Origin of the sequence: Sorangium sp. So ce836, from assembly GCF_028553905.1 — a bacterium.
GTDB classification, from domain to species: domain Bacteria; phylum Myxococcota_A; class Polyangia; order Polyangiales; family Polyangiaceae; genus Sorangium; species Sorangium cellulosum_D.
In genome coordinates this window covers 10145901-10171773 of record NZ_CP102233.1, presented here as the reverse complement: position 1 = coordinate 10171773, position 25873 = coordinate 10145901, and the positions used below count along the sequence as shown (strand labels likewise).

Here is a 25873-nt window from a genome sequence, read left to right as displayed (position 1 = left end):
CCGCCGAGCTCGGTGGGGTCGTGGTCGTCGTACGGCCTGCGTTGCGAGAGTCGGGCCATGTGCCTGACGAGCCCGATCCCGCTGCGCCCGCGGCCGCGATCCGATCCGGGTTCGACCGGGGTCAGCAGCGGCGGCCGCGGACGGGCCGGGCGGCGGGGGAGCTCGCAGGAATTGCGTGCCCGCGCGAGGCGTGCGCGGCGCCGCACCCTCGGGTGCCGCTCAGCGCATGGGGAGATCGCCGGGGATCGGTCCGATGTGGTAGGGCCGCATCATCTCGTTGTCCTCGTGCTCGAGGATGTGGCAGTGCCACACGAACAGACCGGCGTTCGGGAATTTCACCCTGATCCGCGTGATCTCGCCGGGCAGCGCGCCGACCGTGTCCTTGTACCCCGTCTCCCACGCGGCCGGCGGGCGGGTCGGCGAGCCGTCGAACGGCTGGCGCTCGACGACCTGAAACTGAACGTCGTGGAGGTGGATCGGGTGCGCTTCTTCGGTGAAATTGTAGAGCTCCCAGATCTCCGTGGAGCCCACGGCCGGGGTCTCCGTGATGGGATGGTCCCAGTGGAGCGGCCTCGGCCTGTCGCCCGAGGGCTCGACGGTGCCCAGGAGCAGCCTGACCGCGCCGACGCCGGGCAGCATCTCCTCCGACAGCGATACGCGGCGTATCGCCTCCTCGTCTCCGAGGGGCTCGAACTCCGGCAGCACGAGCCGCTCAGGGGGCACGCTCGTGTCCCTGCTCGTCGCCCGCACGACCCGGAACTGCATCACCTGCCCGGTCGTCTCCGGATCGGCCACGGTCGACATGTCGCCGTGGAGCTCCGGTCCGACGTTGAGGAGGAGGACCTCTGTGCCAGCGGGGACGCGGCTGAAGTCGATGATGACGTCGTTGCGCTCGGCAGGCCCCATCAGGAGCGTCTGGAGCGGCACGGGAGCGGGCACGAACCCTCCATCGGAGCCTATCTGCCAGATCGGGTGCCCGTTGCTCAGCGCCAGGATGAGGAGCCGCTCATTGCTGCCGTTCAGGATCCGGAAGCGATAACGGCGCTGCTCGACCTCGAGGTAGGGCCACGTCCGGCCGTTGACGACGATGGTGTTCCCGTTGAACTCGGGGACCCAGATCGGCGCGACCGGGCCGTTCGGCACGTACACGTCCTCCGCGAGCTCGGGCGGGAGCCCGCGGCTGTCCGGGTAGAAGAGCGAGCCGTCGTCGTTGAACGAGCGATCCTGGATGACGAGCGGAACCTCGTACACCTTGGCGCCTGGACAGTCGTATGGCCCCGGCGGAGGGCCAGGCAGCACCCCCTTCGGCAGGTCTTGAGGCCCGCCGCGGATGATGTAGAGCCCGGCGAGCCCGGCCTGGGTGTTGAGTCGGGTCAAGCCGAGCGAGTGATCGTGGTACCAGAGCGTGGTCGGCCGCTGGCGGTTGTAATACTGGAACACGGCCGCCCCTGGCTCCCACAGGTGCCCGAGCCGTGACGTCCGCTGGAAGTAATCGAAGAAGGTGCCGGTCTTCGCGTACCCGTCAGGGATGTTGCGCGCCGCCGGGAGGTACCAGGCTTCGGGGAATCCGTCGCTCTCCTGCTCCACCGGGGTGCTCCCGTGCAGGTGGGTCACGATCGGCACCGGGCCCCGGTAAGGCCCCGGCGGGCAATGGCCCCTCACGACGGAACGTCCGTCGCGGCCTTCCAGCCCGCCGGGCGGATTGGCCCAGTGCAGGGTCGGGTCGACGGCGAACAGGTGCGGGAGGAAGCGGCCGGTCCGGAGGTCCTTGAGCTCGTTGATCCACTTCACGCACACCGACCTCCGCCATCTGGCCTCGATGGTGTGACCGGGGTACGAGAACGACTCCGGATGATGGATGGAACCATATCCCCACACCGTCGTCGGGGGCAATCCGAGCTCCGGCGGCAACACGTGCTGCTCGAGCTGACGAACGGCGATCTCGTAGTGATCGACGAGCGCGCTGTGGCCTCGGCGCCAGGGCGCCTTGGGCATGACAGGCGGGATGAGCAGCGGGCGCGTGTACTTGGGGATGTCGGCGCCGCGCAGCGTCGGGGCCGAACCCGGGCGGAAGGTACATTCGCCCACGACGGCGCGCGCGATCCCCCCGCGGCGCAGCATCAGGAGCCCGCCTGTCGCGGCCATACCGTATTTCAGCAGGAGTCGTCGCTTCAGTGAAGACATGAGATCTCCTTGCGCCGCGATCGGCGGCGCGAGCGGATGATCATCATGACTGCGACGTGAGTCCGAGCCATCCAGGATTCCCCGTATTTGAGGTTCCTGCGCGATCACGAGCAGGTCCTGATTGGCCGGGTACGCGCGCGATCGAGCGCCGTCCGTGCAGATCGAGTCCGTCTCGGCCGACGCCCGGTGCGCCAGGGAGCGCGGACGGCGCGGCTCGCGCCGTGGGTGGGGGCACCCGGCGAGCGATCCCGCGGCGGCGTAGCCGCTCGGCAGGCCGCGCGCTGGCAGGCTCAGCGCCTCGGGATGTCGGCGGGCATGGGCCCGATCTGATAAGGCCGCATCATCTCGTTGTCCTCGTGCTCGAGGATGTGGCAGTGCCACACGAACCGGCCAGGACTCTCGAATTTCATCTTGATGCGCGTGATCTCGAACGGCAGCGCAATGACGGTGTCCTTGAAGCCCTCCTCCCCGGCCTCGGGCGGGCGCGGAGCGCCGTCGAACGGCTGGCGATCGACGATCGCGAAGTGGATCTCGTGGACGTGGATCGGGTGCGCGTCCACGGTGAAATTGTATATCTCCCACACCTCGGTCGAGCCCAGGGTCGGGTTCTCGGTCACGGCGTCGTGCCAGAAGAGCGGCCTGGGCGTGCTGGAGCGTGGAGGAGGCTCGAGGGTGCCCAGCGCGGCCACCCTCAGGCCGGCGTCGGGCTGGAGCGCGGAGCTCAGGTCGTTCAGGGACACCTGCCGCACGACCGCCACGTCTCCGAGCGGCGTGAGCTGCGGCAGCTCGAGCCGGTGAGGGGGCGTGCTCGCGTCCGTGCCGCTCGCCGGCACGACGCGGAATTGCATCACTTGCCCTGTCGTCGCCGCATCGGCCGGGGTCTGCGGGCCGCCGGTGAAGGGCGCGTCCGGACCGAGGTTGAGGAGGACGAGCTCGGCGCCCGCGCGCACCCCGCTGAAATCCACGATCACGTCCGCGCGCTCGGCCGGGGCGAGCAGGAGAGCCTCGCGCTCCACGGGGGAGGGGAGAAATCCGCCGTCCGAGCCGATCTGCCAGAGCGGGAGACCGTTATCCATCTTCAGGATCAAGAACCGCGAGGCGCTGCCGTTCAGGATGCGGAATCGGTACCGCCGCTGCTCGACCTCGAGGTAGGGCCACGCTCGGCCGTTGACGACCATGACGTCGCCGAAGAACTCCGGGACGCAGATGGGCGGAATATCGCCCTTCGGGATGTACAGCGCGTCGAGCGGCGGGGAGAGCCCGCGGGAGGCTGGATAGAAGAGCGACCCGTCGTCGTTGAACGAGCGGTCCTGGATCAGGAGCGGGATCTCGTACACGCCCGCTCCCGGACGGTCTCCTGGTCGCGGAGCTGGTCCGGGGAGGACGTCCTCGGGGAGGTCGTCCGGCCCGCCGCGCAGCAGGTAGAAGCCGGCCGGCCCCGCGTAGAGGTTGAGGCGGGTGATGCCGAGCGAGTGGTCATGATACCAGAGCGTCGTCGCCCGCTGGTCGTTCGGGTACTCGAACACGGCGGCGCCCGGCTCCCACAGGCCTCCGAGCGGCGAGGTGCGTTTGTAGTAGTCGTAGAAGGTGCCGGTCGCCGCGTACCCCTCGGGGATGTCGGTCGCCGCCGGGAGGTACCAGGCTTCGGGATAACCGTCGCTCTCCTGCGCCACCCCGTCGGTTCCGTGCAGGTGCGTGACGAACGGCACCGGGCCCCGGTACGGCCCCGGCGGGCAGTCGCCTGGGAACGTCGGCCGCGAATCGCGACCCTGCGCCCCGCCGGGCGGGTTGGCCCAGTGCAGGGTGGGGTCGACGGGGAGCAGATGAGGGAGGAAGCGGCCCGTCGCGGGGTCCTTGAGATCGTTGATCCACTTCACGCGCACCGGCCTTCGCCACCTCGCCTCGATGGTGAACGCCGGGTAGCTGAACGTCTCCGGGTGATGGACGGAGCCGTAGCTCCACACCGTCGTCGGCGGCAGGCCCAGCTCGGGCGGCAGGACGTGCTGCTCGATCTGCCGGACGGCGATCTCGTAGCCATCGAGGCCTGCGCTGCCCGCGCTGAGCCCCGTGGACTGGGGCATGACTTGCGGGATGAGCAGCGGGCGCGTGTACCTGGGGATCGCGGCGCCGGAGAGGGTCACGGCCGAGCCCGGGACGGCCGGACACCTGTCCACGGCGGCCCTCACCGCGCCCACCTGGCCGGAGCGCATCGAGCCCGTCGCGGCGGACCGTGCGTCGGGAGCCGTCGTCGCTTCATGGAGGACATCGCAACTCCTTGCCTCGCGCGGCGCTGCGAGGGCGCAGCATCATGACCAGCGCACGGATCCGGTCCACCCGGGAAGCTCCGGATTCGCGAGCGTGCATGACCATGATGAGGATTCCGGCGTTGCCAGACCCTCAGCGCGACGGCCCTGATTGTGTCCTGGGAGGGAGCGCGGCGGCCGCCCGCGGGCGCGGCGGCGGGGGCGACGGCCGGGCCGTGCGGCCCGGCCGGAGGGGCCTACTTGGCGGCGCCCGACGGCCACTGGTCCTTCGGGATGTCCTTGTAGACGTCCTCGACCTTGTGGAACCCGTCGGCGATGACCGTGGAGGCGAGGTTGCTCTTGTCCACGGCGATCGGCGCGATGAGCACGCTCGGGACGTCCTTCTTCCCGTTGTTGACCGTCTGCGTCTTCTCGCCGAGCTGCTCCTTCTTCGCCATCTTGATGGCGAGCTCGGCGGCCTTCTCGGCGAGGGACTTGATCGGCTTGTAGACGGTCATGCTCTGGGTGCCGGCCGCGATCCGCTGGCAGGCGGCGAGCTCGGCGTCCTGCCCCGAGACGACGACCTTGCCGGCGAGCTTCTGCTCGCCGAGCGCCTGGACCGCCGCGCCCGCGAGCCCGTCGTTCGAGGCCACGACCGCCGTGACGTTGTTGTTGTTCTTGGTGAGGGCGTTCTCGGTGATCTTGAGCGCCTCGACCGGCTGCCAGTCCTTGGCCCACTGGTCCGCCACGACCTTGATGTCGCCCTTGTCGATGAGCGGCTTCAGGATGTTCATCTGCCCTTCGCGGAAGAGCTTCGCGTTGTTGTCGGTCGGGGAGCCGCCGATGAGGAGGTAGTTCCCCTTCGGGGCCGGCTTCACGAGCGCCTCGGCCTGGAGCTCGCCCACGCGGACGTTGTCGAAGGACACGTAGAGGTCGACGTCGGAGTCGAGGATCAGCCGGTCGTAGGCCATGACCGGCACGCCCTGCTTGTGCGCCGACTCGACGATGGTGGCGGTCGTCTTGGCGTTGTGGGGCACGACCACGAGCACGTCGACGCCCTGCGTGAGCAGGTTCTCCGCCTGGGAGTTCTGCAGGGCGTCGTCGCTGTTCGCGGACTGCACGAGCACCTGCGCCCCGAGCTGCTCGGCCTTCGCCTTGAACAGGTCGCGGTCGCGCTGCCACCGCTCTTCCTTGAGGGTATCCATCGAGAAGCCGATCGTGATCTTCTTCTTGTCCGTACCCTTGGCGTCCGCGGTCTTTGCGGCTTTGTCCTCGGTCTTGCCCGCGTTCGTCTCGCCCTCGGAGGCCGGCTTCGAGCAGCCGGTCGAGAACGCGAGCGAGATCATGGCCATGAGAAAGGTGGAGCGACGAATCAAGGTGACCTCCGAGTCAGATGAGGGATAGGGGCCCGTGCTCGGGCCGGTGGCTACTCGATTGTGTTGATGTTGTCCGCGTAGCTCATGATGATGTTGAGCGTTTCCGTGTCGTCGTCGTACACCGAGTACCACCCCTGGAGCTCGTGGGGCGGATCGCCGATGTAATCGTTGCCGAGGAGCCAGTAGTCGTTGCCGTCGTCCGACGGCCTCCCGGCGCCGGCCCAGGCCCAGAAGTTCACGCCCGCGAGCTCCGGGTTGTTGACGACGGCGTCGAAGACGGTCGAGTAGTACTCGTTCCGCTTCTTGACCGTCGACGCGACGGGCTCGGACTTGTCGTCCCGCGCGAGCCCGAACTCCTCGACGACGATCGGCTTGTTCAGCGCCTTCGCGTGCTCGATCTGCAGATCGATGTACCCATTGCTCTTGGTGATGGCCGCCGCTAGCGACCTGTCGGCGGTGCTGTCGGCCGGCAGCGACGGGTCGTACCACTCCCAGTTCTCCGGCCAGACGTGGAAGGTGAGGTAATCGATGCCGGGCACGTCGTGGAAGTCCCGGTAGTCGCTGTTGGCGTAGTCGCCCCAGTTGTACGAGAGGTCGCCCTCCGAGCCGATGGAGACGAGGTGATTCTCGTCGATGTCCTTGATGAACTTCGCGTTCCGCTCGACCCAGAGCTTGAAGAGCGCGCCCCAGCCCTTGAAGGAGCGCGGCTCGTTCCCGAGCTGCCACGCCATGATCCCCGGGTGGTCCTTGAGCTTCTCGATAATGACCTTGGCCCGGCTGAAGTAGAACTCCTGTGCCTTCTTGTTGCAAAAGAACAGGCTGGAGAGATCCATCTGGTCGGGCCAGGGGTTCGTGCTCGGGTCGAGCGTGCCCGAGTGGGGGATCGCCCACTCGTTGATGGCCACGGCCTGGCAGTCCTCGCCGGTGCCCTCGCGGAACCGGATCGAGCCGTTGAACGGCACGTCGTAGCCGGCCGCGAGCAGGGGGGCGTTCGTCTCGGGGTGGGTCAGGCCGACCTGGTACGCGCCGAAGTCCTCCCCGCAGGAGGTGCCCGGCTCCTCGTGGGCCCACTTCATGTACTGGGGCATCCCGCCGGACCAGTGCCAGAAGTCGTTCAGGGTCATGACCGCCTTCATGCCGCGGCTGTGGATCTCGTCGAGCACGGTCGCCAGGTGGTCCGCGAACTCCTCGAGCTTCGGGTCGGCGCACGGCTCGTCCGACGACGCAGGGAAGATCCGCTGCGGGCCGTACTGCTGATCGTTCTGCTGCGACGCGGGGATGTCGCCTTCGCTGAGCGCCATGATGCGGAGGTTCTGAACGCCGTGGGCATCGAGGATGTCGAGCTCCGTGCGCAGGCGCTCGAGGGAGATGAAGGGAGCCGACCAGAAGTTCGTGCCCATGTACTTGTACGGTTTCCCGTCGAGCGTGAGCATACTACCTTCCGCGCGGACGTAGCACTTTTCCGGTTGCTCGGCGCAGTCGAGCGCCCCGGCGCCCCCGGTTCCGTCCCCGCCGCCGCCGGTGGCGTCGCTGCCGCCGCCGCCGGTCGCGTCGTTGCCGCCGCCCCCGGCGTCGCCCCCGCCGGTGGCGTCGCCGCCGCCGCCCCCGCCGCCCCCGGTGCCGGAGCCCACGGGGTCGGTCGTGTCGGACGTGCACGCGGCGATGGAGAGCAAGCCCAAAGCGAGCAACAAGGTCTTCTTCATGGTCGGGTGTTCCTTACCTGGTTCGAGTGTCGTTCCTCAAGCGCGGCTGAGCGCTGCCGCCGCAAGCACACGGCCGCTCGCGGCGGCGTGCCGGGCTGGCGCGCCGTCGTCGTGCTGATCGTGGTGCCGTGGCCACAGCGAGCTCCCCGGGGCCCGCGCCGATGCAAATCTCCGCTCAGGGTGTCGTCGTCGCACCGGCGCGGTTCGTGGCAGACCACTTAATCGGTTCAGTGTCAACGGTGAAGTCGCGCCGAGCGGCGCCGCACCGGCGCGGGTGCGGCGCTCGGGACGGGCGGTGGGGCCCGGCGGGCGCGAGGAATGCGCCGGAGAATCGCGGAAGGGCGCACCGGCCGAGGTCGGCCGGTGAGGTGCGCCACCGGGCGTGGCGGGGGTGTTCGGGCTAGAATGGCCGGGCGTGAGCCGAGCCGCTGGGCGCTCGGCTCCGCGGAGGACCGGGGGCATGTCGCCGAGCTTGATCCTGTTTGCGGTGCCGGCTTTTTTCGCGCTGATCGGCGTCGAGCTCTGGCTTTGCCGCCGCCGCGGGCGGCGCGACTACCGCTTCTCGGACGCGCTCGCCAACCTCTCGTGCGGCGTCGGCCAGCAGGCGCTCGTCTCCGTCGTGAGCGGCGGGGTCCTCGTCCATCTCTTCCTCTTCGAGCGCGCCGCGCTCGTGCGGCTGCCTCCGGGCGCGGCGTCGAGCTGGCTGGCCTGCTTCGTCGCGGTCGACTTCTGCTATTACTGGGCGCACCGCGCGAGCCACCGGGTGAACTTCCTGTGGGCGGCGCACGCGGTCCACCACCAGAGCGAGGACTACAACCTCTCGGTCGCGCTGCGCCAGAGCTGGGTCCAGCGGGCGTTCTTCTGGCCGTTCTTCTGGCCGCTCGCCTTCCTCGGCTTCCCGCCCGCGATGGTCGTCACGACCTATACGCTGAATATCCTCTATCAGTTCTGGATCCACACGCAGCTCGTCGGCCGCCTCGGTCCGCTGGAGTGGGTGCTGAACACGCCGTCTCATCACCGGGTGCACCACGGCGTCGATCCCGAGTATCTCGACAGGAACCACGGCGGCGTGCTCATCGTGTGGGATCGGCTGTTCGGCACGTTCCGCGCGGAGGAGGCGCCGCCGCGGTACGGCGTGGTCCAGCCGCTCGCGAGCTTCAGCGCGCTGCGCGCGAACGTCGACCCGTGGCGGAAGCTCGCGCGCATGGCGGCGGCGGAGCCGCGCCTCTCCGGCAAGCTGCTCGTCTGGCTCCGGCCGCCGGACTTCCGCTCCGCGGCGGCCCCGCCCGAGGGGGGCCCGCTGCGCACCGATCCGGGCTACGTCCTTCACGACGTCGAGCGCTCCCCTCTGGTGCGCGCGCTGGCGGCGGCGCTGTTCCTCTCGGCGCTGCTCGGCGCGATCGCGTTCCTCTACGCGGCGCCGGGCCTCGCCCGAGGCTCGCTGTGGGCGGGGGCGGCCGCCATCGTCGGCGCGCTCGCCGCGGTCGGAGCGCTGCTCGACGGGCCGAGCTCGCCGGAGGCGCGGGGCGCGCCGGCGGCCGCGAGCTCGCCGAAGGGGCTGCCGATCGCGCCGGGCTGACGGCGGCCCTGTCCTGCTGGCTCGCGCGTGCTGCCGAACCCTTCCATGGGCGTCTTCCCGCTGGTACGGCCGCGCGCGTCAGCGCGCGGAATGGAAGCGTCGCAACAGCTGGCGAACCTCTTCCGCGAGGCTCTGGACGGGGCCTTCCACGGGCAGTCCCGGAACGACATCGCGGATCGGCAGGCCTCGCACCGGAGGATCCGGAAGGCCCCACTCGGCGAGCCAGCCGACCAGTTGTGCCGAGGAGCTCGCGTACACGATGCGGCCGAGCCGGACCCAGCCGTGGGCCGCGGCGCACATGGGACAGTGCTCGGTCGAGGTGTAGACCGTCGCTGCGGCTCGCTCGTCGGGGGCGAGGTTCGCAGCCGCCCAGCGCGCCAGCGCGAGCTCCGGATGGCAGGTCGGATCGCCGCCGCCCACGCGGTTGTGATCCTCGGCGAGGACCGTCCCGTCCGCCGCGACCAGCACGGAGCCGAACGGCTCGTTGCCGGTCTCCAGCGCCAGCGCCGCGAGCTCGACGCAGCGGTGCAGGTGTCTCATCTCGAGTTGGCTCGGCATGGTCGCCTCCTTGGGGGCACGGGAGCACTGCGCCGTCCGCGCTGGAGCGGCCCTCGCAAGAAAGGGACCGCTCCAGAGCCATCGGTGCATGCGTGCTCGGCCCGCTGCCGCGGGACCGCCGAGCCCCTTACCATGGGCAGCCGAGCGGGCTCTTGGCAACTGCGCGACGTCTTTACTGCGCCAGACGAACGAGCTTCACGCTGTCCACGGTGACGGCCGCGGTCCCTGCGTTGCCGACGTTGAAGTCGAGGAACGCTGCGGAATCCTGCGGGACGTTCGGGAGCTCGAACGAGTAGATGACCCATGCGGGGCCCGCCGCCGCGGTCACGCGACCGTAGCTCGCCCAGTTGTTGTCGCTGTTGCCGTTGCGTCCCAGGTTCACCACGAACGTGCGCACGTCATCCGCCTTGGCGCGGAATGTCAGCAGGTAGCGCCCCGCCTGCGGCAAGTTGACCGTGGTGCGAGCCTGGATGTGCCACATGTCGGAGCCGGGCTGCTGCACGTTGATGCGCATCTGGCGGCCGGTGAAGTCCGCCCATGCCGAGGCGCCGTTCCAGCTGAGGACCTGCCAGCCGCTGCTGCTCTGGCTCCCCGCGAGCGAGGTGTTGGTCACGTTATCGAAAGAGCAGTTGCTCACGAGGTTGAGAGGATCGCGGCAAGCGTCGATCAGGCTGACCTTCTCGTGGACCACGCCGCCCAGAAGGCCCGAGAACGCGCGCCAGCCGAGCGACAGGTCATCGCCCACGAGGCCGATGGGATCGATGCCGCCGTACCCGGAGTTGGAGCTGTTGACGCTCTTGTAGAAGTCGCGGATCAGGCCGGTCTCGTAGGCCCACTGCCCCGACGCGGCGTCGCGCTTGTAGAGCGAGAGGCCCTCGTCTCCACCGCCGACCGTGCTGGCCAGCGTGTCGCCGTCGAGCGCCAGGTGCACGTGAGGGTAGGCCGTCGCCAGCGATTGGCTCGCCGTGATCGTGCCGTCGGCCGCCACCCGGTAAAACGAGAGGTGCTGCTGCGGCATCACGTCGTTCACGAGGAACGTCGCGCCGGACGTGACAGCCAAGTTCCCGGAGGCCATGGCGAGGCTTCGCCCGAAGGCGCCGCTCGAGAAATAGCCGCTCGCGAGGGCCACGGCGTTCCAGGTGACGTCGCTGGCATTCCTGCGGAAGATGCGGACCGAGCCGAGCTCGACCCCGGCCTCGCCGCCGTCGGACCACGGCGATCCGACCGCGACGAGGTCGCCGTCGACCGCGACCGCGGCGCCGGTGAAGCGCTCGTCCGGCTCGTTGAGGAAGTGCTCGAGGACCCACGTGTCGTTCGAGGAGTTGTAGCGGTAGATCTCGAGCACGCTGTGTCGCTTGTAGCCGATCACGAGGTAATCGTCGGAGAGGGCGAGCGCGATGTCCTTGAAGCTGCTCAGCGCGGGGTAGCTGAGCGGGATGCGGGTGAGGGCGTGGCTGATGTTCTGGCCGTTCTCGCGCACCGCGTCGTTGCAGTTCCGCTGACCGCCGACCAGGGGGCACTCCGCCCATGAGCCGTTGCTCTTCCGGGCGATGAACACGGAGTTCGCCTGCGGAGAGGTGGAAGAGTTCGTGCCTCGGGTCGCGAACGCGAGGAAGCGGCTCGAGATCGCGAGCTGGCTCCCGGCCTGGAGGTTGAACTGGGCGACGCCCGGGAACTGGTAAACGCGCTCGGGCGTGGCGTTCGTCCCGTTCATCAAATAGACGGCGCCCTGCATCGTGCTGGGGAACGTGGGCTCCGGCTCCCCGCTGATCTTCACGTGCTCTTGGAGCGCGCCCACCAGCGTGTAGGTCCCTGCCCGTGCCAGGGTCGTCCCGGCTTCGGGGTACGCGGTGTTGCCGTGCGGCGTGGGCTTACCCACGACCACGCCTGCCGACGCCTGAGCGGCGACCAGACCGACACAACCGGCGAGCACCCCAGCGAGACTTCTGACCTTGATCTTCCTGGAAACCAAACTCATGAACCAACCTTCTTCTTTGAAACGAGGAAAGCGCCGGCTCAGGCTCGCGCACACGGGAAGCGTGCATCGCGGCGCCAAGCTGCGTCGATCCTCTCCGTCACCACATCCGTGAATCGCCGCGTCGCACCGACGCGGGGAGAAGTCGCTTGCGCCGACCTCGCGCGCCGCAGGCCGCCTCCGTGGGTGAAAGACGGCCGCGCGCGCCGCGGATCGGGCTTAGAAGGCGCCGACTTCGCCGAGCAGCGCCCCGTTCTCGAGCAGGTACACATGGCCTCGAGGGGCCGACTCGCCCGCCTCCCAGCGCGATTCGACGGAGAGGTCGAAGGCGCCGCCGCACCCCGTGCAGCCGTCCCCCGATCCTCCGCCGGCGTACACGTCCGGGAACGGGTTCTCGTCGAAGACGAACGACAGGCGAAGGTGCGCGGCCCCGTCGTCGCCCCGATAGAGCGCCCCGCGCTGCTCGTGGTGGAGGAGGCCGTCGGCGCTCGATAGATGCCCGAGCACGAGGATCTGCAGATACCCGTCGCCACACTCGCCGCTGCGGTCGATGTACGCCACGGTCGGTGAGCTCTCGGTGTCGGCGACGAGCGACCAGCTCACGGCGCTCATCATCCCGGTGGCCCATGCCACGTCGAAGCTCCCGGCCCGGCCTGTCGCATCGAGGGCCTCCTGGCCGCTCACGCCGAGGGGCGTCGGGTCGGTGAGGCCATGCTCCACGGCCGGACCAGCCGTCAGCGGCAGGGAGTCACAGGGATCGGAGCCGACCTCCCCCGTCTGTCCCCCGGCGTGCGAGCACCCCATGAGCAGCCCCGCCGAGAGCCAGCAAGCGAGTCGTACGTTCATCGAAGTCTCCGCCCCCATTTGGCGCAGCGACCGAGCCAGCGCAAGCGCCTCGTAGCGCAGCCACGCATTATTCTATCGCTCCGATGTGCTACCATCGATGCATATATGCGATACAAGATGCCGCAATACGATGAAATCGCAAAGGATTTCTGCCGGGCGCTCCGCGGCCGGCGCTCGCAGCGGCGGCTGAGCGTCCGGCTCGGGTACGGCACGAACGTCGCCTTCGGATGGGAGTCCGGGCGGCGCTTTCCCACGCTCCCCACCCTGCTGCGCGTCGCGGCCTACAACGGCGTTGACGTCCATCGTGAGCTCTCGGGCTTCGTGCGCCAGGAGTCGGCCTTCGGCGCCGACGTCGCCGTCTCCGACCCGGCCCTGACGGCCGCCTTCTTTCAGGCCATCAAGGGAGCGCTGAGCAACGCGGAGATCGGCGCCCGTATCGGGCGCAGCGCGTCCCAGGTGTCGCGCTTCATCGCGGGCACGTCCCAGCCCCGGCTCCCCGATGTGCTGGCCCTCGTCGACGCGACCACCGAGCGGCTCCTCGACTTCCTCGCCCTCTTCGTGCATCCGGGGCAGTTGCCCTCGGTGGCGCGCGACTTCCGCGTGCTCGAGGAGCGCCGCCGGATAGCGACGGAGCTACCCTGGTCTCACGCCGTCCTGCGCGTCCTCGAGCTCGCGAGCTACGCGGCCCTCCCCCGGCATGACGACGCCTGGGTCGCCGCTCGCCTCGGGCTCCCGGACGACGAGGTGCGTGCGTGCCGCGAAGCCCTGTCGCGGGCAGGCCTGATCCGGTGGCGCGAAGGGCGGTACGCCACCACGGCCGAGACGGTCGACATGACCCGCGGCGCCGCCGAACCCAGACAACGATTGAAATCGCACTGGCTCGACGTCGCCGCGCGCCGGCAGCGTCGCGGCGATCCGGGGCTGTATTCCTACAACCTCGTCAGCGTCGCGCGCCGTGACCTCGAGCGGCTACGGGCCTTGCACGTGAGGTATTTCCACGAGCTTCGTCAGATCGTGTCGGATTCGCGAGAGCCCGATTGCGTCGCGCTGGTGGCGATGCAGCTCTTCGAGCTGGGCGCGTGAGGCGAGGACGGGGGGAGCGCGCAGGTCACAGCTTCGAGGCGGCGTGGTCCCAGTTCACCAGGTTCCACCACGCCTCGACGTACTTCGGCCGGGCGTTGCGGTAGTCGATGTAATACGCGTGCTCCCACACGTCGCACGTGAGCAGCGGCGTCTTGCCCTCCGTGAGCGGGTTCCCGGCGTTGCCCGTCTGCACGATCTCCAGCTTGCCGGAGCTGTTCTTCACCAGCCAAGCCCAGCCCGAGCCGAACTGACCGATGGCCGCGGCGCTGAACTTCTCCTTGAACGACGACACGCTTCCGAACGCCGCCTCGATCGCCGCGCGGAGGGCGGCGGGGGGCTCACCGCCGCCCTGCGGCTTCAGGCTGTGCCAGTAGAACGTGTGGTTCCACACCTGAGCTGCCTGGTTGAAGACCGCGCCGGACGTCGTGCGGACGAGATCCTCGAGGCTCTTGCCCGCGAGCGCCGGGTCCGCCGCCACGAGCTCGTTCAGCTTCGTGACGTAGGCGTTGTGGTGCTTGCCGTGGTGGAAATCGAGCGTCTCGGCCGAGATGTGGGGGACCAGTGCGTCTCTGGAGTAGGGGAGCTCGGGAAGGGTAAAGGCCATGGTTCTGTTCCTCGTGTTGCGTGTCGACGGCTCGCGCTCGTCGCAGCCCGTTGTGAGTAGCTCGGCGAAGACCTCCGGGTGGCGCTCCCGCCACGGATCGAACGCCCGCGCTTCGCGGCCAAGCAGCCGCTCCACGTCGCCGGGTCCGGCGACAACGTAGCAGCTCCGGCGGGGGCGCGCGGCGCCTTGCCAACGCGTTGGCAGCTTTCCATCCATTTGGAGAGGCGGCCCCCCCGGCCAGCGGGCAAACCAGCAGCGGTGCTCGGCAGGCCTCCGCGTCCGGCGGATCACACGAGGCCGGAGAGCGGGCCGGAATCGCGCTTTCGGTTCCCGATGCTGCTCGTCTCCAGGCCCATGAGCTGGGCGATCGAGACCAGGAGCTTGGCGTGGTCCGCCCCGTCGTAACCGAGGTAACGCCCGGTCTTCAGCGCCCCGCCCGCCCCTCCCGCCATCACGAAAGGAACACGCTCCATGCGGTGCGCCGTGCTGCCGAGCTCCCTACCCACCACGACGAGCGTGTTGTCGAGCAGCGTGCCGTCGCCCTCGCGCACGGCGTCGAGCCTCCCGAGCAGGTACGCGATCTGCTCCGAGTACCAGGCGTCGATCTCCTGGAGCTCCCGGCGTCGATCCTGCCCGTCGTGGGACATCGTGTGGTGATCGCTTGTGTGTCCGAGCCACGAGTGCAGGTCGTGGGCGCCCCGCCGGTCGACGTCGCCCCGGCGAACAGCCGATTGAACGCGGCCCTGGGGCTCGTCTCGGGGTGAATCGGAGAGTTCTCGCCGGCGTAGATCATCCGGTTCAGGCTGTTTGGATTCAGGCACTGGACCCCGAGCTCGACGGTGCGGTACGGCGTCTCCTGCACGGGGTCGTCCGGAGCGCGCTCGTACGGCATGCCGCTGCCGTGGGCGCGGGCGATGATCTGGTCGATCGACGCGCCGCTCCCCCAGCCCGTGCGGTTTCCGTTGCCGCCGTCGAAGTTCGCTACGGAGGACGGACCGTTCAGCGTCGATGCCGTCCAGAGCCCCGCCATGCCGAAGGCGTGGGCCTCGCCGGCCCCGCCGGCCGTCATCTTGAGCCCCCACGGGATCACCAGCTTCGACTTCCAGGGATCGAGCGGCGCGTGAATGGCGTGGAGCGAGAAGCTGCGCTCCGAGCCCTCGCGAGCTCCACGCCGCCGTAGTACGGACCCGCGAGGTCCTCGCGCGCGCTCGTGATCTCGCCCGCCGCGTTCACCTCGCCGAGGCCGTCCGTCGCGCGGTACTTGCCGATGGCGTCGTAATGCTCGAAGCCGAGGCCGATCGGATCGATGAACTGATGGCAGCCCGCGCAGCCCGGGTCCGCCACGTGCTGGGCGAAGCGCTCGCGCGTGGAGGTCACGTCGTCCACCGGCGGGGGGACGTTGTTGACGTTCGCCGGCGGTGGGCTGAGCGGCTGGCACATGAGGTTCTCACGGACGACGATCCCGCGGTGGATGGGGGAGGTCTGGTTGTGGTGAGACCAGCGCGCGAGGAACGCCGCCTGCGTCAGGATCCCGGCGCGGCGGCTCGGATCGAGCGACACCTGGTCTCCCGGCGTGAACCCGTCCGGCGGCTCGATCTCGTACAGGTCGAACAGGGGGCCCTCCGGGAACGTGTAGTCCGCGCTGAGCAGCGCGCGGAGCAGGCCGTCGCCCTGCCGCACGACGTGATCCGTGAAGCGGGCGCTCTCGTTCAGCATGGCGTTCGCCATCTCCTCGCTGTACGCCGGGAACAGCTCGGGGTCCTTCTGCGCCTTGGGCAGCTCCGAGAGCCCGAGCCACTGCTGGTGGAACAGCGCGATCGTGGCGCCTGCCCTCGGGTCCTGCAGCATGCGGTCGACCTGTCTTTCGAGCACGTCGCGCGCGAGCAGGCTGCCGTCGGCGGCGAGATCGACAAGCTCGGCGTCGGGGATCGAGTTCCACAAGAAGAACGAGAGCCGCGAGGCGAGGCCGTAGCCATCCATCGGCTCTGGGGTCGCGGAGGGGACGCCGGACTCGCCGACATCGGCGTGGTACAGGAACGACGGCGACTGCAGCAGTCCCTCGATCACCAGGCGAAAGCCGCGCGACGCCCCGCCCGATCGCCGGCCCAGCGCGTACAGCGAAACGAGCCCCTGGATCTCGTCCGCTTCGAGCGGGCGGCGGTACGCGCGCTGCCCGAGCCGCTCGACGAGCTCGGTCGCGCACGAGGTCCCGTCGTCGTCCGCAAGGCTGCACGGCGCGATCGGGGCCATGCGCCCCTCGGCCTCGGACGCCACCCGCGCCGCGAGCTCCGCCGCCTGCTGGACGAGGAGATCCGTGATCGGAGCGATGGCGTTGCTGTGAAACGGCCCCATGCGCTCGTCCGGCGCCAGCGCGTCGGCGGGGCGCCCCTCGACGCCGAGCAGATCGCGAATGGCGTTGTTCAGCTGTTCCCGCGTGAGTCGGCGGAGCCTGCTCAACCCCACGTGAAGAACACCGTTGTTCGCCTCGCAGGCGGCGTCGATCGCGGAGGGGTCGTTCGGGAGCGTCGGGAGCTCGGACTCCTGGACGCCGTCCCCGCCACCAATCCGTCCCATACACCCAGGAAGCAACATTGCACCGCATAGGCTCGCGATCCCGGCCCATGGTGTCTGCCTCGGTCGGCTTACCCCTAAGTTCATATCGACTCCTCGTGCGGCGTAAGACATTGATGCGAAGCGCAAGCCCGCGCTGGCCATCACGACGTGTGGTCGGAGGCGACGTCGGGATGACCGCGGCTCGCCGCGCGGTCGTTGCGAAAAGGAAGTTTAGATGAACCGGTTAACACGATCGAATACATTTGCGCGCCTGGCGATTGAAGAGCCCGCGAGCGCTGGCGAGCGGCATGGCTCCGGAAGCGAGTCCACGTAAACCCCGGTTCAAGAGCGAAAAAGCTCAAAAGTAAATACATGAAACTTTGCTCTCCTCGCGCCTTTGCGCCTTTGAAGGGCGCAAAAACGCAGGAGTAAATACATAGAACTTTGTTCTTCTCGCGCCTTTGCGCCTTTGCGCCGAGCGCTCTCTCCGGATCCCTCGGACTCCAGGCGGGCGGGGCCAGCGGCCGGCGGCGCTCTCCGGGGGAATCCGCCCAGAGGGCCGTCGTCGCCGCCCGTTCGCCGCCCGTCCCGTGGCATGCTGTCTCCCACGGGCCGCCCCATGCGCTTCGTCACATACGCTCCGCCTCCGCCCCTCGGCCGCTTCGTCGGCCGGCTCTGGTACTACGCCGCCCCCGAGCTCCCCGACCTGCTCGAGCGCGTGCTCCCCAGCGGCGCGATGAGCCTCCTCATCAACCTCGCCGAGGACGAGCTGCGCTGGTACGACGCCGCCGCCCCCGCCCGCTGCCACCGCCTCTCCGGCATCGCCGTCTGCGGCGCCCACGCCGAGCACTTCGCGATCGACACGGCCGAGCAGCGCGCGATCGTGGGCGCCGAGCTCACCCCGGGCGGCGCCCTCCCGTTCTTCGGCCCGGCCACGGAGGAGCTCAGCGGCACCCACGTCTCGCTCGACGCGCTCTGGGGCCGCGAGGCCGCCCTCGTCCGCGAGCGCGTCCTCGAGGCGAGGACCCCCGACGACAAGCTCCGCGCGCTCGAGGCCGCGCTCGCCGCGCGGCTCGTCCGACCGCGCGGCTCGTCCGACCGCGCGGGCGACCCCGCGGTCGACTTCGCGCTCGCCGCGTTCGCCGACCCCTCCCGCGCGTACACCGTGGCCGACGTCACCGGGCAGCTCGGGATGACCTCGAAGCGCTTCATCCGCACCTTCACCGAGCAGGTCGGCCTCACCCCCAAGCGCTACTGCCGCGTGCGGCGCTTCCAGCAGGCGATCGCGGCGATCGAGCGCGGCGAGCGCGTCTCGTGGGCGGGCGTCGCCGCCGCGTGCGGCTACTACGACCAGGCGCACTTCATCCACGACTTCCGCGCGTTCGCCGGCCTCACCCCGACCGAGTACGTCGCGCGGCGGCGCGAGCGGAACCACGTCCCGCTCGACGGCTGAGCGATCGCCCGCGGCTCGGCCGGCGTCGCCGGCCGACCCCGCCGGCACGTTTTTACAATACCCGGTCCGGCCGCGCGGACATCCTCTGCCCATGACCACGCGACCTCACCCCATCGCCCCGCCTCCGTACCACACCGTCGTGCCGCACCTCGTCGTGGCCGGCGCCTCGGACGCCATCGCGTTCTACAAGAGGGCGTTCGGCGCGACCGAGAAGCTGCGCCTCGCCGACCCGAAGCTGGGCGGCGCCATCGTCTGCGCCGAGCTCGTCATCGGCGACTCCGTGATCACCGTCGCGGATGAAGCCCCCCAGTGGAACGCCCGCGGCCCGAAGGCGCTCGGCGGCTCGCCCATCGTCATCACGCTGAACGTCGAGGACCCCGACGCCGTCGCCGCGCGCGCCGTCGCGGCAGGGGCCAAGATCATCTATCCCATCGACGACCAGTTCTACGGCCGGCGCGAGGGCAGGATCGAGGACCCGTTCGGGTACCAGTGGAAGCTGTCGGCCGTCATCGAGGACGTCTCCGTCGAGGAGATGCAGGTGCGCATGGCGAGATGATGGGAAGAGAAGGGCCCGAGCGGCGCCTGAGCCGCGCGCCGCCCGCCCGCGTCGCTCCGCCGCCGTCGCGCCGGGGCGCCGCCCGCGCCCGCGCCCGCGCGGGCCGCGGCGCGCACCGCGGCCCCGAGGCTCACCGGGCCCGCGGCCTGCGGGCGCGGGGCGAGGGCGCGACGGCGCTCGCCGGCTGCAGCTCCTGCAGCTCGAGCGCCGCGGGGCCGCACGTCATGCGGCCCGCGAACCTCGCGGATCTCGGCGCCCGCGACGACTCCGGCAGCGCTGAAGGCTCGGTCCAGTCGCAGGACACGAGCTCGCCCCCGGGGTCCGTGGGCGTGAGCGAGTCCGCCATCGAGTGGACCGAGCGCTTCATCTCGGTGAGGCGCGCCAGCTGGAGGACGATCGCCACCAGCCGATCCGGATGAAACGGCTTGAGCAGGACGTGGTGATAAGCCGCCTCCTTCGAGCGCGCGTACTCCTCGGCCCCGGTGATCAAGAGACAGCTCGTGTACACGGGCATGATCGAGACCTTCCGGAGGAGCTCGTCACCCCTCATCCCAGGCATGAGCAGATCCGAACAGACCAGGTGAAACTCCCTCGTTTCGAGCAGTGCGAGCGCGTGCTCCGCCGACGTACACTCCACGACGTCGACCTCCGTGGAGAGGACCGCTGAGATGGTGCTCAGCATCTGCTCGTCGTCGTCGACCACGAGGACGCAGTACCTGCGCCGGCACGATGAGCTGACGGCGCCTCTGTGTTGACCCTGCGAAGAGGTGCGATGGGCTCTTACGGTCGATGACACGGTGGCTGCCTCCTGCGACGATCGCGGGTCCGCGCCCCGTGCCGCGTTGCCGCGGAGGTGCGCGAGCGCGCTTGCGTGTGTTCGAGCGGCCTGCCCGGCGCCCCCCGCGCCGACGGCCTCTTCCTTGGAAGCTACACGACCACGTTTGTCGGAGTCAACACCGCAACACGACCTCTCGACGGGTCAAAAGCAGATCTCGAGATCCGTTCGACCTGCGTAAATTGGCATCTTTTCAGGTAGCCCGGACGTCGAGGGTGTGACGTGAACGAACCGGAACATCGCTGCTGCGGGCGCGATGCATGATAATTAACAAATGTGCGATGTTCGAAGCTTCACATTGGTGCATGATGGTTAACACGGGTGTGATGTTCGAATCTTCACACTGGCGCGCGCCGGGGGCCACGCCGAGCCTGCCAGTCGCGCGCTGCGGGAGGCCCCGCCGAGCCTGCCAGTCGCTCTGTCTCCGCGCGTCGCGCGGGCGGCCTCGTCCCTGCTCGGCGCCGCGGCGATCTCCGATCTCATCAATATCTTCCATGCGCGCGTCGCGAGCGCCGGAGGCAGATCGCGCGGGCGATTTTGCGACAGCTGTGACCAAGTGCCCCATCGCGGCCCCCGGCTGTCGTGGACAGGGCAGGCGCCCGCGTGGAGCGCCTCTTGCACACAGCCCGGGCACTGGAGGTCAAGGTGGCACTTGATTTGTTGAACGAGCCGGGAACACCGCTCGACAAACAGCAGTTCGATTGGCGGGAGCTGGTCAGCATCCCGTCCAGCAAGCTGAACGATGACGCGTTCACCCGCGTCCGGATCATCTTGATGAACGGCATCGAGTCGGAGGCCGTGCGCTTCTCGCACGCCTGCGCTCGCATGAACGGCGCGCTCCAGCAGGAGCTCGCCCGCATCCGCCGGGTCGAGCATCACCAGCAGACGATGGTGAACTGGCTCCTCCCGGGGGACCTGTCGGTGCTCGAGACCACCATCGGGTTCGAGCAGGTGGCCATCGAGGTCACCGCGTCGGTGGCGATGAACGAGCCCGACGAGTACCTGGCCCAGGTCTATCGGTTCGGGATGCTCGAGGACTTCGACCACCTGTACCGCTACGCGGCGCTGATGGACCGGGTGCACGGCAAGGACGCGAACAACATCCTGCAGTGTTACACGGACATCTGCCCCGGCAGGCCCACGAGCGTCGAGCACCGTCACCCCGACGACGACCTGCGGGCCCCCTACGATCGGAGGACCGCGGCGCCGCTCTCCAAGCTGCACGCGCTCACGATCATGGCGTCCGAGCACCAGACGCACGACTACTACATGAACGTCGGCCCGACGTTCGCCGACCCCATGGCCCGGCAGCTCTACGCGGAGATCGCCTCCATCGAGGAGCAGCACGTCACGCAGTACGAGTCGATCATCGATCCCAGCGAGAGCTGGCTCGAGAAGTGGCTGCTGCACGAGGCGACCGAGGTCTACAACTACTACAGCTGTGCGAAGTCCGAGTCGAACCCCCGGATCAAGGCCATCTGGGAGCGGTTCGTCGACTACGAGCTCGGGCAGCTGCACCACGTGCGCCGCCTCTTCGAGCAGATCGAGGGCAGGGACTCGGCGGAGCTCCTGCCGGCCAAGCTGCCCGATCCCATCGAGTTCCGGAGCCACCGCGAGTTCGTGCGCCGCGTCCTCCAGGGCGAGGTGCACCTGCGCGCCGTCGGCAAGAACATCGTGGATCCCATGCAGATCCCGGAGTCCCCGCAGACGCTCGCCTACCGCGAGCGGATCAACATGAGCGGATCGCCGTCCGAGGCGGTGGCCGCCGGGTACGTGTGGGTCCCCGGGACGGAGCTCGCCGCGCAGGCGGTCCACGGCAAGGAAGCGAACGGCAACGGGGCCAGGGTGTACCAAGTGAGGTCAGCATGAAGACCGAGACGACCGCGGGGATGAACCGCACCGGGATGGACATGTCTCCGATGGACTCGAAGGAGGTCGTCGTCGGGGCGAGGATCATGCCGCCGAGCAGCGTTGGCGACGACTCGGCCATCGCCAACGTCGTCGCGCACTACGCGCGGCGGGAGGAGCGGGTCGGCACCATGCCTCCTCCCGGCACGCTCAAGGGCGCCGTGAAGTCGGCCCTCCAGGCGCTGAAGGGCGAGGCGCCGCTCGTCCTGCTCGACAAGCTGGGCGAGCGCCTCGCCTTCGAGCGGGCGGGGAGCCGGCTATGGAAGGGGGTGCTCGCGAAGTTCGACGCGCTCGGGTCGTTCGAGGGCGGGCCGACGCGCGCGGAGATCGAGCAGATCTACAGGGAGGAGGCCGAGCACTTCCTCCTGGTCGCCTCCGTGATCCGGATGCTGGGCGCCGATCCCACGGCCGAGACGCCGCTGGCCGACGTCCACGGGGTCGCCTCGTGCGGCCTCATCAAGGTCGTCACGGATCCGAGGACCAACCTGGCCGACGCGCTGGAGGCGATGTTGATCGCCGAGCTCACGGACAACGACGCGTGGGACGTGCTCATCGACATGGGCCAGGGCCTGAGCGACCAGGAGGTCCTGTCGCGGTTCCAGGCGGCGCGGGCCGCCGAGGCGCGGCACCTCACGATGGTGCGCTCCTGGGTCAAGGCGTCGGTGTTCGCGCGGGCCCAGGGGGACAACGCGCTGAGCGGCAGGACGACGAGCTGAGCCGCGCCGCGAGGGCAGACGCCTGACGAAGGCCCGCGCGCCGCGGCCCTGCGAGCGACGCACCGGCTCGACCAGGGCGCGTCCGATCCGCTAGGATGGCCCACGCCGGCCCGCGATCGGGCCGCGCGCGACGCCGCTCCGGGGGTGCCCTTCATGCTCGAACAGCTTCGTTTGCAGCTCGGCGGTCGGCACGAGGAGCCCAAGGTGGCTCCCGAGGTGAGGGACGTCGTGGTCCTCGTCCCCGGATTCCTCGGCTTCGACCACTTCGGCGGCTTCTTCTACTTCGCCGACCGCGTCTGCGGCGCGCTGCGCGGCGCGCTCGAGGTGAAGCTCGGCCGTCCCGGCCTCGTCCCGGTGATCCCTGTCACGTCGCGGCCCACGGCGTCCCTCGCCGAGTGCCAGGCGTCGCTGATCGTCTTTCTCAAAAAGGTCGTCCAGCAGTTCCCGAGCGCCAATCTCCACCTGGTCGGCCACAGCACCGGCGGCGTGCACGCCCAGCTGCTCACCAGCGCCCGGCCTCAGGGCAAGGACCGCTGGGACGACGAGGACCTCGATCCGGTGAGCGGGTGGCGTCCGAGGATCCGGTCGGTCGTCTCCCTCTGCGCGCCGCACTGGGGGACGTACCTCGCCCACTCCGACCTGGCACGGCTGGTCGGCTCCGGCGTCCAGCCGGGGTCGGTGACGGCCATTCCGCCGCTCTTCAACCTGCTTCGCCTGACGGTGGTCGAATCGGCGCTCTCGGCGTTCGATCTCACCTTCGCGACGGTGACGGAGCTGTGGGGGTTCTTCCTCGACGTGGGCAACAACCGGAAGCTCATCGACGCCCTCACGCCGGAGAGCATGGCCGAGGTGCGGGACAGGGACAAAAGCGCCGGGCCGCGGCATCCGGCCCGCCTGCGGAGCTTCGTGACCGTGGCGAACGCGAGCGACGACTCCGATCCTTTCTTCGTCGACCTCCACAAGCGGGCCGCGAACACGGCGTCCGGCGCGCCGAGCCGGATCGCGGCCGAGGCCATCGGGCGCCTCGAGGACGAGCTGCGGCTGCACGCGCAGGGGGGGCCGCCGCGGCCGTGCCGCGTCATCAAGTTCCCGGACAGCCCCGCTGGGCCCATCTCCCCGTCGAGCAACGATGGTGTCGTCAACACCGCCCATCAGCTCGTGGATCCGGGGTCGCCGGAGGAGCTCGCGGCGATCGTGGTCGCCGATCACGCCGACGTCATCGGGCACTACGACCGCTGGGAGCTGCGCGCCGCGCTCCCGGGGCAGGAGGTCCGCTGGTCGCGGTTCAAGCGGGGTCTCTTCCGCAGCGGCTCGCGGTTCCGGGACGAGCAGTTCTTCGAGCTGTACGCGGCCATCGCCGACGAGCTCCTCCCCGCGATGACGGCGGGCGCCGCGCGCTCGAGCGCGTCTCCCGCGGACCGCGCGGACCGCGCGCGGCCGGCCGCGCCGAGCGCCCCGCCGCCGGCGGAGGGCTGAGCCGCTCTCTCGATCACCACCCGCGGCCCGCGTGCGGCTAGACTCCGCGCAATGTTCTGGTTCGATGCCGTCCTGCTCGGGGTCCTCGAGGGCCTGACCGAGTTCCTCCCCGTCTCGTCCACCGGTCATCTCATCCTGCTCGGCGCGTGGCTCGGCCACGAGAGCGAGGCGGCGAAGACGCTCGACATCGTGATCCAGCTCGGCGCGGTGCTCGCCGTCGTCGTCTACTTCCGCGAGCGGCTCGCCGTCACCGTGCGCGGCATCTTCCGGCGCGATCCGGACAGCCTCCGCCTCGCGCTCGCCCTCGCGTTCGCCTTCTTCCCGGCCGCCCTCGTCGGCCTGCTCTTCCACAAGGCCATCAAGGCGTACCTCTTCGGCCCCGGCCCCGTCGCGGTCGCGCTCATCGCCGGCGGCTTCCTGATGATCGGCGTCGAGTCCGCCCGCCGGCGCCGGCCGGACCAGGGCGCGCCCCGGGTCGAGGACGTGACGCTGCAGCGCGCGCTCGCGATCGGCGTCGCCCAGTGCTTCTCGCTCTGGCCCGGCGCGTCGCGCTCGATGGCCACCATCGTCGGCGGGCAGCTCTCCGGCCTCAGCACCGCCGCCGCCGCCGAGTTCTCGTTCCTCCTCGCCATCCCGACGCTCGGCGCCGCGACCGTCTTCGACCTCGCCAAGAACGGCGGCGCCCTCCTCGACGCGCCCGGCGGCGCCGCCGCGCTCGCCGTCGGCCTCGCCGTCTCGTTCGTGGTCGCCCTCCTCGTGATCGCGGTCTTCCTGCGGTACCTCAAGCGCTACGGCCTCGCGCCGTTCGGCTGGTACCGCATCGCGCTCGGCGCCGTCGTCCTGTGGCTCTGGGTCGCGAGCCGCCCCGCCACGGCCGCGCCGGCCGACGCCGGCGCCGCAGCCGAGCCCGCGCCGCGCGGGGACGTCGCGGCCTCGGCGGGCGCCCTCGCCCGCGCCGGCGATCACCCGAGCCGCCCGTAGGCGTACAGCCAGCGGGCCGTCGTCGCCCCCCGGTTGCGGACGGTGTGCACCACGCCGGCCGGGATCTCGATCTCCTCGCCGATGCGGGGCACGAGCTTCCTGCCCGCGAGCGTGAGCTCGAGCTCGCCTTCGAGGACCATCAAGAGCTCGTCGTCCTCGTGAACGAAGTCCTCCCACACGCGGCCGGGCGGGTCGGTCCAGAGCCCGCCGTGGAAGCCGCGGGCGCGCCAGCGCTTCAACACCTCATCGCGCGTCGTCGTGTTCATGCGCGCTATTTTGCCCGACGCGCCGGAGATGTTGCCCGCTTCTTCGACGTCGGATCTTTGTCGGGACGGACGGCGGTGGAGCGCCCTGGTGGAGCGCCCTGGTGGAGGAGCGTCGGCGCCTGCGAGCTCGTCGGCGCCCTGGCCCACGCGCCGGGGCGGCTGGACGCGCGACCTCCTCGAAAGCAGCAGAAACAGCCTCGACCGCGGAGGCGACGGAAGAGCGACGGAAGACGGAACGGCCTGCTTGCGAACGAGGGCACGTCGGGCTAGGATGCTCCTCCTCACGAACGTCCCTGGCCCTCGACACGACGCTTTCCCTCTTCCCTCTCGCGAGGGAGACTGCAGCTCGCTCGGACGACTGGACGACGCACCGTGTGACCGCGCGGGAGTTCCGCGCGGCACGTCTCCGTTCGATCCGTTACGGCTTCGTCGGATGGCAGGCCGAGAGCGCCTCATGGCGCATCAGAAAGCCGTAAAAGCAGGATGACATGGGAAATCGTCTCTACGTAGGAAATCTTTCGTTCAGCACCACCCGCGAGACGCTCGAGTCCGCGTTCGCCGCAGCCGGCGAGGTCCGCGAGATCGCGATGCCGACCGATCGTGAGACCGGGCAGCCGCGCGGCTTCGCGTTCGTGACCATGGGCTCTGTCCAGGCCGCGAACAGCGCGATCTCGCAGCTGAACGGCGCCCTCCTGGACGGCCGCCCGCTCAAGGTCAACGAGGCGCAGGAGCGCCCGGCGCGCGGCGGCGGCGGCTTCGGTGGTGGCGGCGGTGGCTTCGGCGGCGGCGGTGGTGGCTACGGCGGCGGCGGCGGTGGCTATGGCGGCGGCGGTGGCGGCCGCGGTGGCCGCGGCGGCGGTCGGGACCGGTACTGATCAACGGCGCGGCGCGGCGGGGCTCGTGCGCCGCCGCGCCTGCGCCTTCAGAGCGCGCCCGAGGGCGCTGAAGAACGCGCCGGAGGGCGCCGAAAGGCCTGGT

The 25873-nt window shown here is 69.9% G+C and carries 21 protein-coding genes; 9 read left to right on the top strand and 12 right to left on the bottom strand.

Annotated elements, in window-relative coordinates:
• Positions 1 to 219: 219 nt before the first annotated feature.
• The 4 genes from NQZ70_RS36940 to NQZ70_RS36925 all read right to left on the bottom strand — a co-directional run bounded on the left by NQZ70_RS36940 (position 220) and on the right by NQZ70_RS36925 (position 7236).
• The gene (locus NQZ70_RS36940; protein WP_275938178.1) at positions 220 to 2184 is read right to left on the bottom strand and encodes a multicopper oxidase family protein; all 1965 of its coding nucleotides are present in this window, start codon (positions 2182 to 2184) and stop codon (positions 220 to 222) included.
• Between the two features lie 290 nt (positions 2185 to 2474).
• The gene (locus NQZ70_RS36935) at positions 2475 to 4394 is read right to left on the bottom strand and encodes a multicopper oxidase family protein (protein ID WP_165374353.1); all 1920 of its coding nucleotides are present in this window, start codon (positions 4392 to 4394) and stop codon (positions 2475 to 2477) included.
• Between the two features lie 290 nt (positions 4395 to 4684).
• The gene (xylF, locus tag NQZ70_RS36930; RefSeq protein WP_129578424.1) at positions 4685 to 5779 is read right to left on the bottom strand and encodes a D-xylose ABC transporter substrate-binding protein; all 1095 of its coding nucleotides are present in this window, start codon (positions 5777 to 5779) and stop codon (positions 4685 to 4687) included.
• A gap of 74 nt (positions 5780 to 5853) precedes the next feature.
• Positions 5854 to 7236, bottom strand: a complete 1383-nt coding sequence (locus NQZ70_RS36925) for a cellulase family glycosylhydrolase (RefSeq protein WP_237244375.1) — start codon at positions 7234 to 7236, stop codon at positions 5854 to 5856.
• 730 nt (positions 7237 to 7966) lie between these two features.
• On the opposite strand from NQZ70_RS36925, the gene NQZ70_RS36920 reads away from it, so the two are divergent.
• Positions 7967 to 9085 carry a sterol desaturase family protein gene (locus NQZ70_RS36920; RefSeq protein WP_129578422.1) on the top strand — a complete coding sequence of 373 codons (1119 nt, stop codon included), beginning with the start codon at positions 7967 to 7969 and terminating at the stop codon, positions 9083 to 9085.
• Between the two features lie 78 nt (positions 9086 to 9163).
• Here NQZ70_RS36920 and NQZ70_RS36915 read toward each other — a convergent pair whose 3' ends face one another.
• The 3 genes from NQZ70_RS36915 to NQZ70_RS36905 form a co-directional block, all read right to left on the bottom strand.
• Positions 9164 to 9643 carry a nucleoside deaminase gene (locus NQZ70_RS36915; protein WP_129578421.1) on the bottom strand — a complete coding sequence of 160 codons (480 nt, stop codon included), beginning with the start codon at positions 9641 to 9643 and terminating at the stop codon, positions 9164 to 9166.
• Positions 9644 to 9815: 172 nt separating this feature from the next.
• On the bottom strand, positions 9816 to 11621 hold the full coding sequence (locus NQZ70_RS36910; protein ID WP_129578420.1) for a carbohydrate binding domain-containing protein: 1806 nt from the start codon (positions 11619 to 11621) through the stop codon (positions 9816 to 9818).
• A gap of 216 nt (positions 11622 to 11837) precedes the next feature.
• A complete protein-coding gene (locus NQZ70_RS36905; protein ID WP_237244374.1) occupies positions 11838 to 12464 on the bottom strand; it encodes a hypothetical protein in 627 nt (208 codons plus the stop codon).
• Between the two features lie 18 nt (positions 12465 to 12482).
• On the opposite strand from NQZ70_RS36905, the gene NQZ70_RS36900 reads away from it, so the two are divergent.
• Positions 12483 to 13547: a DUF4423 domain-containing protein gene (locus tag NQZ70_RS36900; protein WP_237244373.1), complete on the top strand. Its 1065-nt coding sequence runs from the start codon at positions 12483 to 12485 to the stop codon at positions 13545 to 13547.
• Between the two features lie 25 nt (positions 13548 to 13572).
• Here the strand turns inward: NQZ70_RS36900 and NQZ70_RS36895 are convergent, their stop codons facing one another.
• The 3 genes from NQZ70_RS36895 to NQZ70_RS36880 all read right to left on the bottom strand — a co-directional run bounded on the left by NQZ70_RS36895 (position 13573) and on the right by NQZ70_RS36880 (position 16725).
• Entirely contained in the window at positions 13573 to 14151 is a 579-nt protein-coding gene (locus NQZ70_RS36895; RefSeq protein ID WP_129578419.1) for a superoxide dismutase, read from the bottom strand.
• Between the two features lie 451 nt (positions 14152 to 14602).
• Entirely contained in the window at positions 14603 to 15277 is a 675-nt protein-coding gene (locus NQZ70_RS53545) for a DUF1552 domain-containing protein (RefSeq protein WP_408022446.1), read from the bottom strand.
• Positions 15238 to 16725 carry a DUF1592 domain-containing protein gene (locus NQZ70_RS36880; protein ID WP_165374352.1) on the bottom strand — a complete coding sequence of 496 codons (1488 nt, stop codon included), beginning with the start codon at positions 16723 to 16725 and terminating at the stop codon, positions 15238 to 15240. Before NQZ70_RS36880 ends, NQZ70_RS53545 begins: the two co-directional genes overlap by 40 nt.
• 598 nt (positions 16726 to 17323) lie before the next feature.
• Here NQZ70_RS36880 and NQZ70_RS36875 point away from each other — a divergent pair.
• Positions 17324 to 18157, top strand: coding sequence for an AraC family transcriptional regulator (locus NQZ70_RS36875; RefSeq protein ID WP_237244372.1), 834 nt, complete (start codon positions 17324 to 17326; stop codon positions 18155 to 18157).
• A gap of 91 nt (positions 18158 to 18248) precedes the next feature.
• Complete coding sequence (locus NQZ70_RS36870; protein ID WP_129578416.1) at positions 18249 to 18713, top strand: VOC family protein; 465 nt, start codon at positions 18249 to 18251, stop codon at positions 18711 to 18713.
• Between the two features lie 130 nt (positions 18714 to 18843).
• On the opposite strand, the gene NQZ70_RS36865 is transcribed toward NQZ70_RS36870, so the two are convergent.
• Positions 18844 to 19416: a response regulator gene (locus NQZ70_RS36865; RefSeq protein ID WP_129578415.1), complete on the bottom strand. Its 573-nt coding sequence runs from the start codon at positions 19414 to 19416 to the stop codon at positions 18844 to 18846.
• Between the two features lie 777 nt (positions 19417 to 20193).
• Between NQZ70_RS36865 and NQZ70_RS36860 the strand changes: the two genes are divergently transcribed.
• From NQZ70_RS36860 to NQZ70_RS36845, 4 genes are all read left to right on the top strand, one after another.
• Positions 20194 to 21417 carry a hypothetical protein gene (locus tag NQZ70_RS36860; protein ID WP_129578414.1) on the top strand — a complete coding sequence of 408 codons (1224 nt, stop codon included), beginning with the start codon at positions 20194 to 20196 and terminating at the stop codon, positions 21415 to 21417.
• Complete coding sequence (locus tag NQZ70_RS36855; RefSeq protein ID WP_129578413.1) at positions 21414 to 22172, top strand: ferritin-like domain-containing protein; 759 nt, start codon at positions 21414 to 21416, stop codon at positions 22170 to 22172. The genes NQZ70_RS36860 and NQZ70_RS36855 overlap by 4 nt, the downstream gene beginning before the upstream one ends.
• 153 nt (positions 22173 to 22325) lie before the next feature.
• Positions 22326 to 23648, top strand: coding sequence for a triacylglycerol lipase (locus tag NQZ70_RS36850; protein ID WP_129578412.1), 1323 nt, complete (start codon positions 22326 to 22328; stop codon positions 23646 to 23648).
• Positions 23649 to 23699: 51 nt separating this feature from the next.
• A complete protein-coding gene (locus tag NQZ70_RS36845; RefSeq protein ID WP_129578411.1) occupies positions 23700 to 24629 on the top strand; it encodes an undecaprenyl-diphosphate phosphatase in 930 nt (309 codons plus the stop codon).
• On the opposite strand, the gene NQZ70_RS36840 is transcribed toward NQZ70_RS36845, so the two are convergent.
• The gene (locus NQZ70_RS36840; RefSeq protein ID WP_129578410.1) at positions 24611 to 24895 is read right to left on the bottom strand and encodes a cupin domain-containing protein; all 285 of its coding nucleotides are present in this window, start codon (positions 24893 to 24895) and stop codon (positions 24611 to 24613) included. The genes NQZ70_RS36845 and NQZ70_RS36840 overlap by 19 nt on opposite strands.
• 488 nt (positions 24896 to 25383) lie before the next feature.
• Here NQZ70_RS36840 and NQZ70_RS36835 point away from each other — a divergent pair, with 488 nt between their 5' ends.
• A complete protein-coding gene (locus NQZ70_RS36835; RefSeq protein WP_129578409.1) occupies positions 25384 to 25770 on the top strand; it encodes an RNA-binding protein in 387 nt (128 codons plus the stop codon).
• The last annotated feature ends 103 nt before the right edge of the window (positions 25771 to 25873 follow it).

Coding starts and splice junctions, on each gene's coding strand:
- NQZ70_RS36920 (WP_129578422.1), top strand. CDS start 7,967: ATGTCGCCGAGCTTGATCCTGTTTGCGGTGCCGGCTTTTTTCGCGCTG.
- NQZ70_RS36850 (WP_129578412.1), top strand. CDS start 22,326: ATGCTCGAACAGCTTCGTTTGCAGCTCGGCGGTCGGCACGAGGAGCCC.
- NQZ70_RS36910 (WP_129578420.1), bottom strand. CDS start 11,621: ATGAGTTTGGTTTCCAGGAAGATCAAGGTCAGAAGTCTCGCTGGGGTG.
- NQZ70_RS36915 (WP_129578421.1), bottom strand. CDS start 9,643: ATGCCGAGCCAACTCGAGATGAGACACCTGCACCGCTGCGTCGAGCTC.
- NQZ70_RS36880 (WP_165374352.1), bottom strand. CDS start 16,725: ATGGGACGGATTGGTGGCGGGGACGGCGTCCAGGAGTCCGAGCTCCCG.
- NQZ70_RS36870 (WP_129578416.1), top strand. CDS start 18,249: ATGACCACGCGACCTCACCCCATCGCCCCGCCTCCGTACCACACCGTC.
- NQZ70_RS36935 (WP_165374353.1), bottom strand. CDS start 4,394: ATGCGCTCCGGCCAGGTGGGCGCGGTGAGGGCCGCCGTGGACAGGTGT.
- NQZ70_RS36840 (WP_129578410.1), bottom strand. CDS start 24,895: ATGAACACGACGACGCGCGATGAGGTGTTGAAGCGCTGGCGCGCCCGC.
- NQZ70_RS36905 (WP_237244374.1), bottom strand. CDS start 12,464: ATGAACGTACGACTCGCTTGCTGGCTCTCGGCGGGGCTGCTCATGGGG.
- NQZ70_RS36855 (WP_129578413.1), top strand. CDS start 21,414: ATGAAGACCGAGACGACCGCGGGGATGAACCGCACCGGGATGGACATG.
- NQZ70_RS36940 (WP_275938178.1), bottom strand. CDS start 2,184: ATGTCTTCACTGAAGCGACGACTCCTGCTGAAATACGGTATGGCCGCG.
- NQZ70_RS36845 (WP_129578411.1), top strand. CDS start 23,700: ATGTTCTGGTTCGATGCCGTCCTGCTCGGGGTCCTCGAGGGCCTGACC.
- NQZ70_RS36895 (WP_129578419.1), bottom strand. CDS start 14,151: ATGGCCTTTACCCTTCCCGAGCTCCCCTACTCCAGAGACGCACTGGTC.
- xylF (WP_129578424.1), bottom strand. CDS start 5,779: ATGGCCATGATCTCGCTCGCGTTCTCGACCGGCTGCTCGAAGCCGGCC.
- NQZ70_RS36835 (WP_129578409.1), top strand. CDS start 25,384: ATGGGAAATCGTCTCTACGTAGGAAATCTTTCGTTCAGCACCACCCGC.
- NQZ70_RS36925 (WP_237244375.1), bottom strand. CDS start 7,236: ATGCTCACGCTCGACGGGAAACCGTACAAGTACATGGGCACGAACTTC.
- NQZ70_RS36875 (WP_237244372.1), top strand. CDS start 17,324: ATGCGCTTCGTCACATACGCTCCGCCTCCGCCCCTCGGCCGCTTCGTC.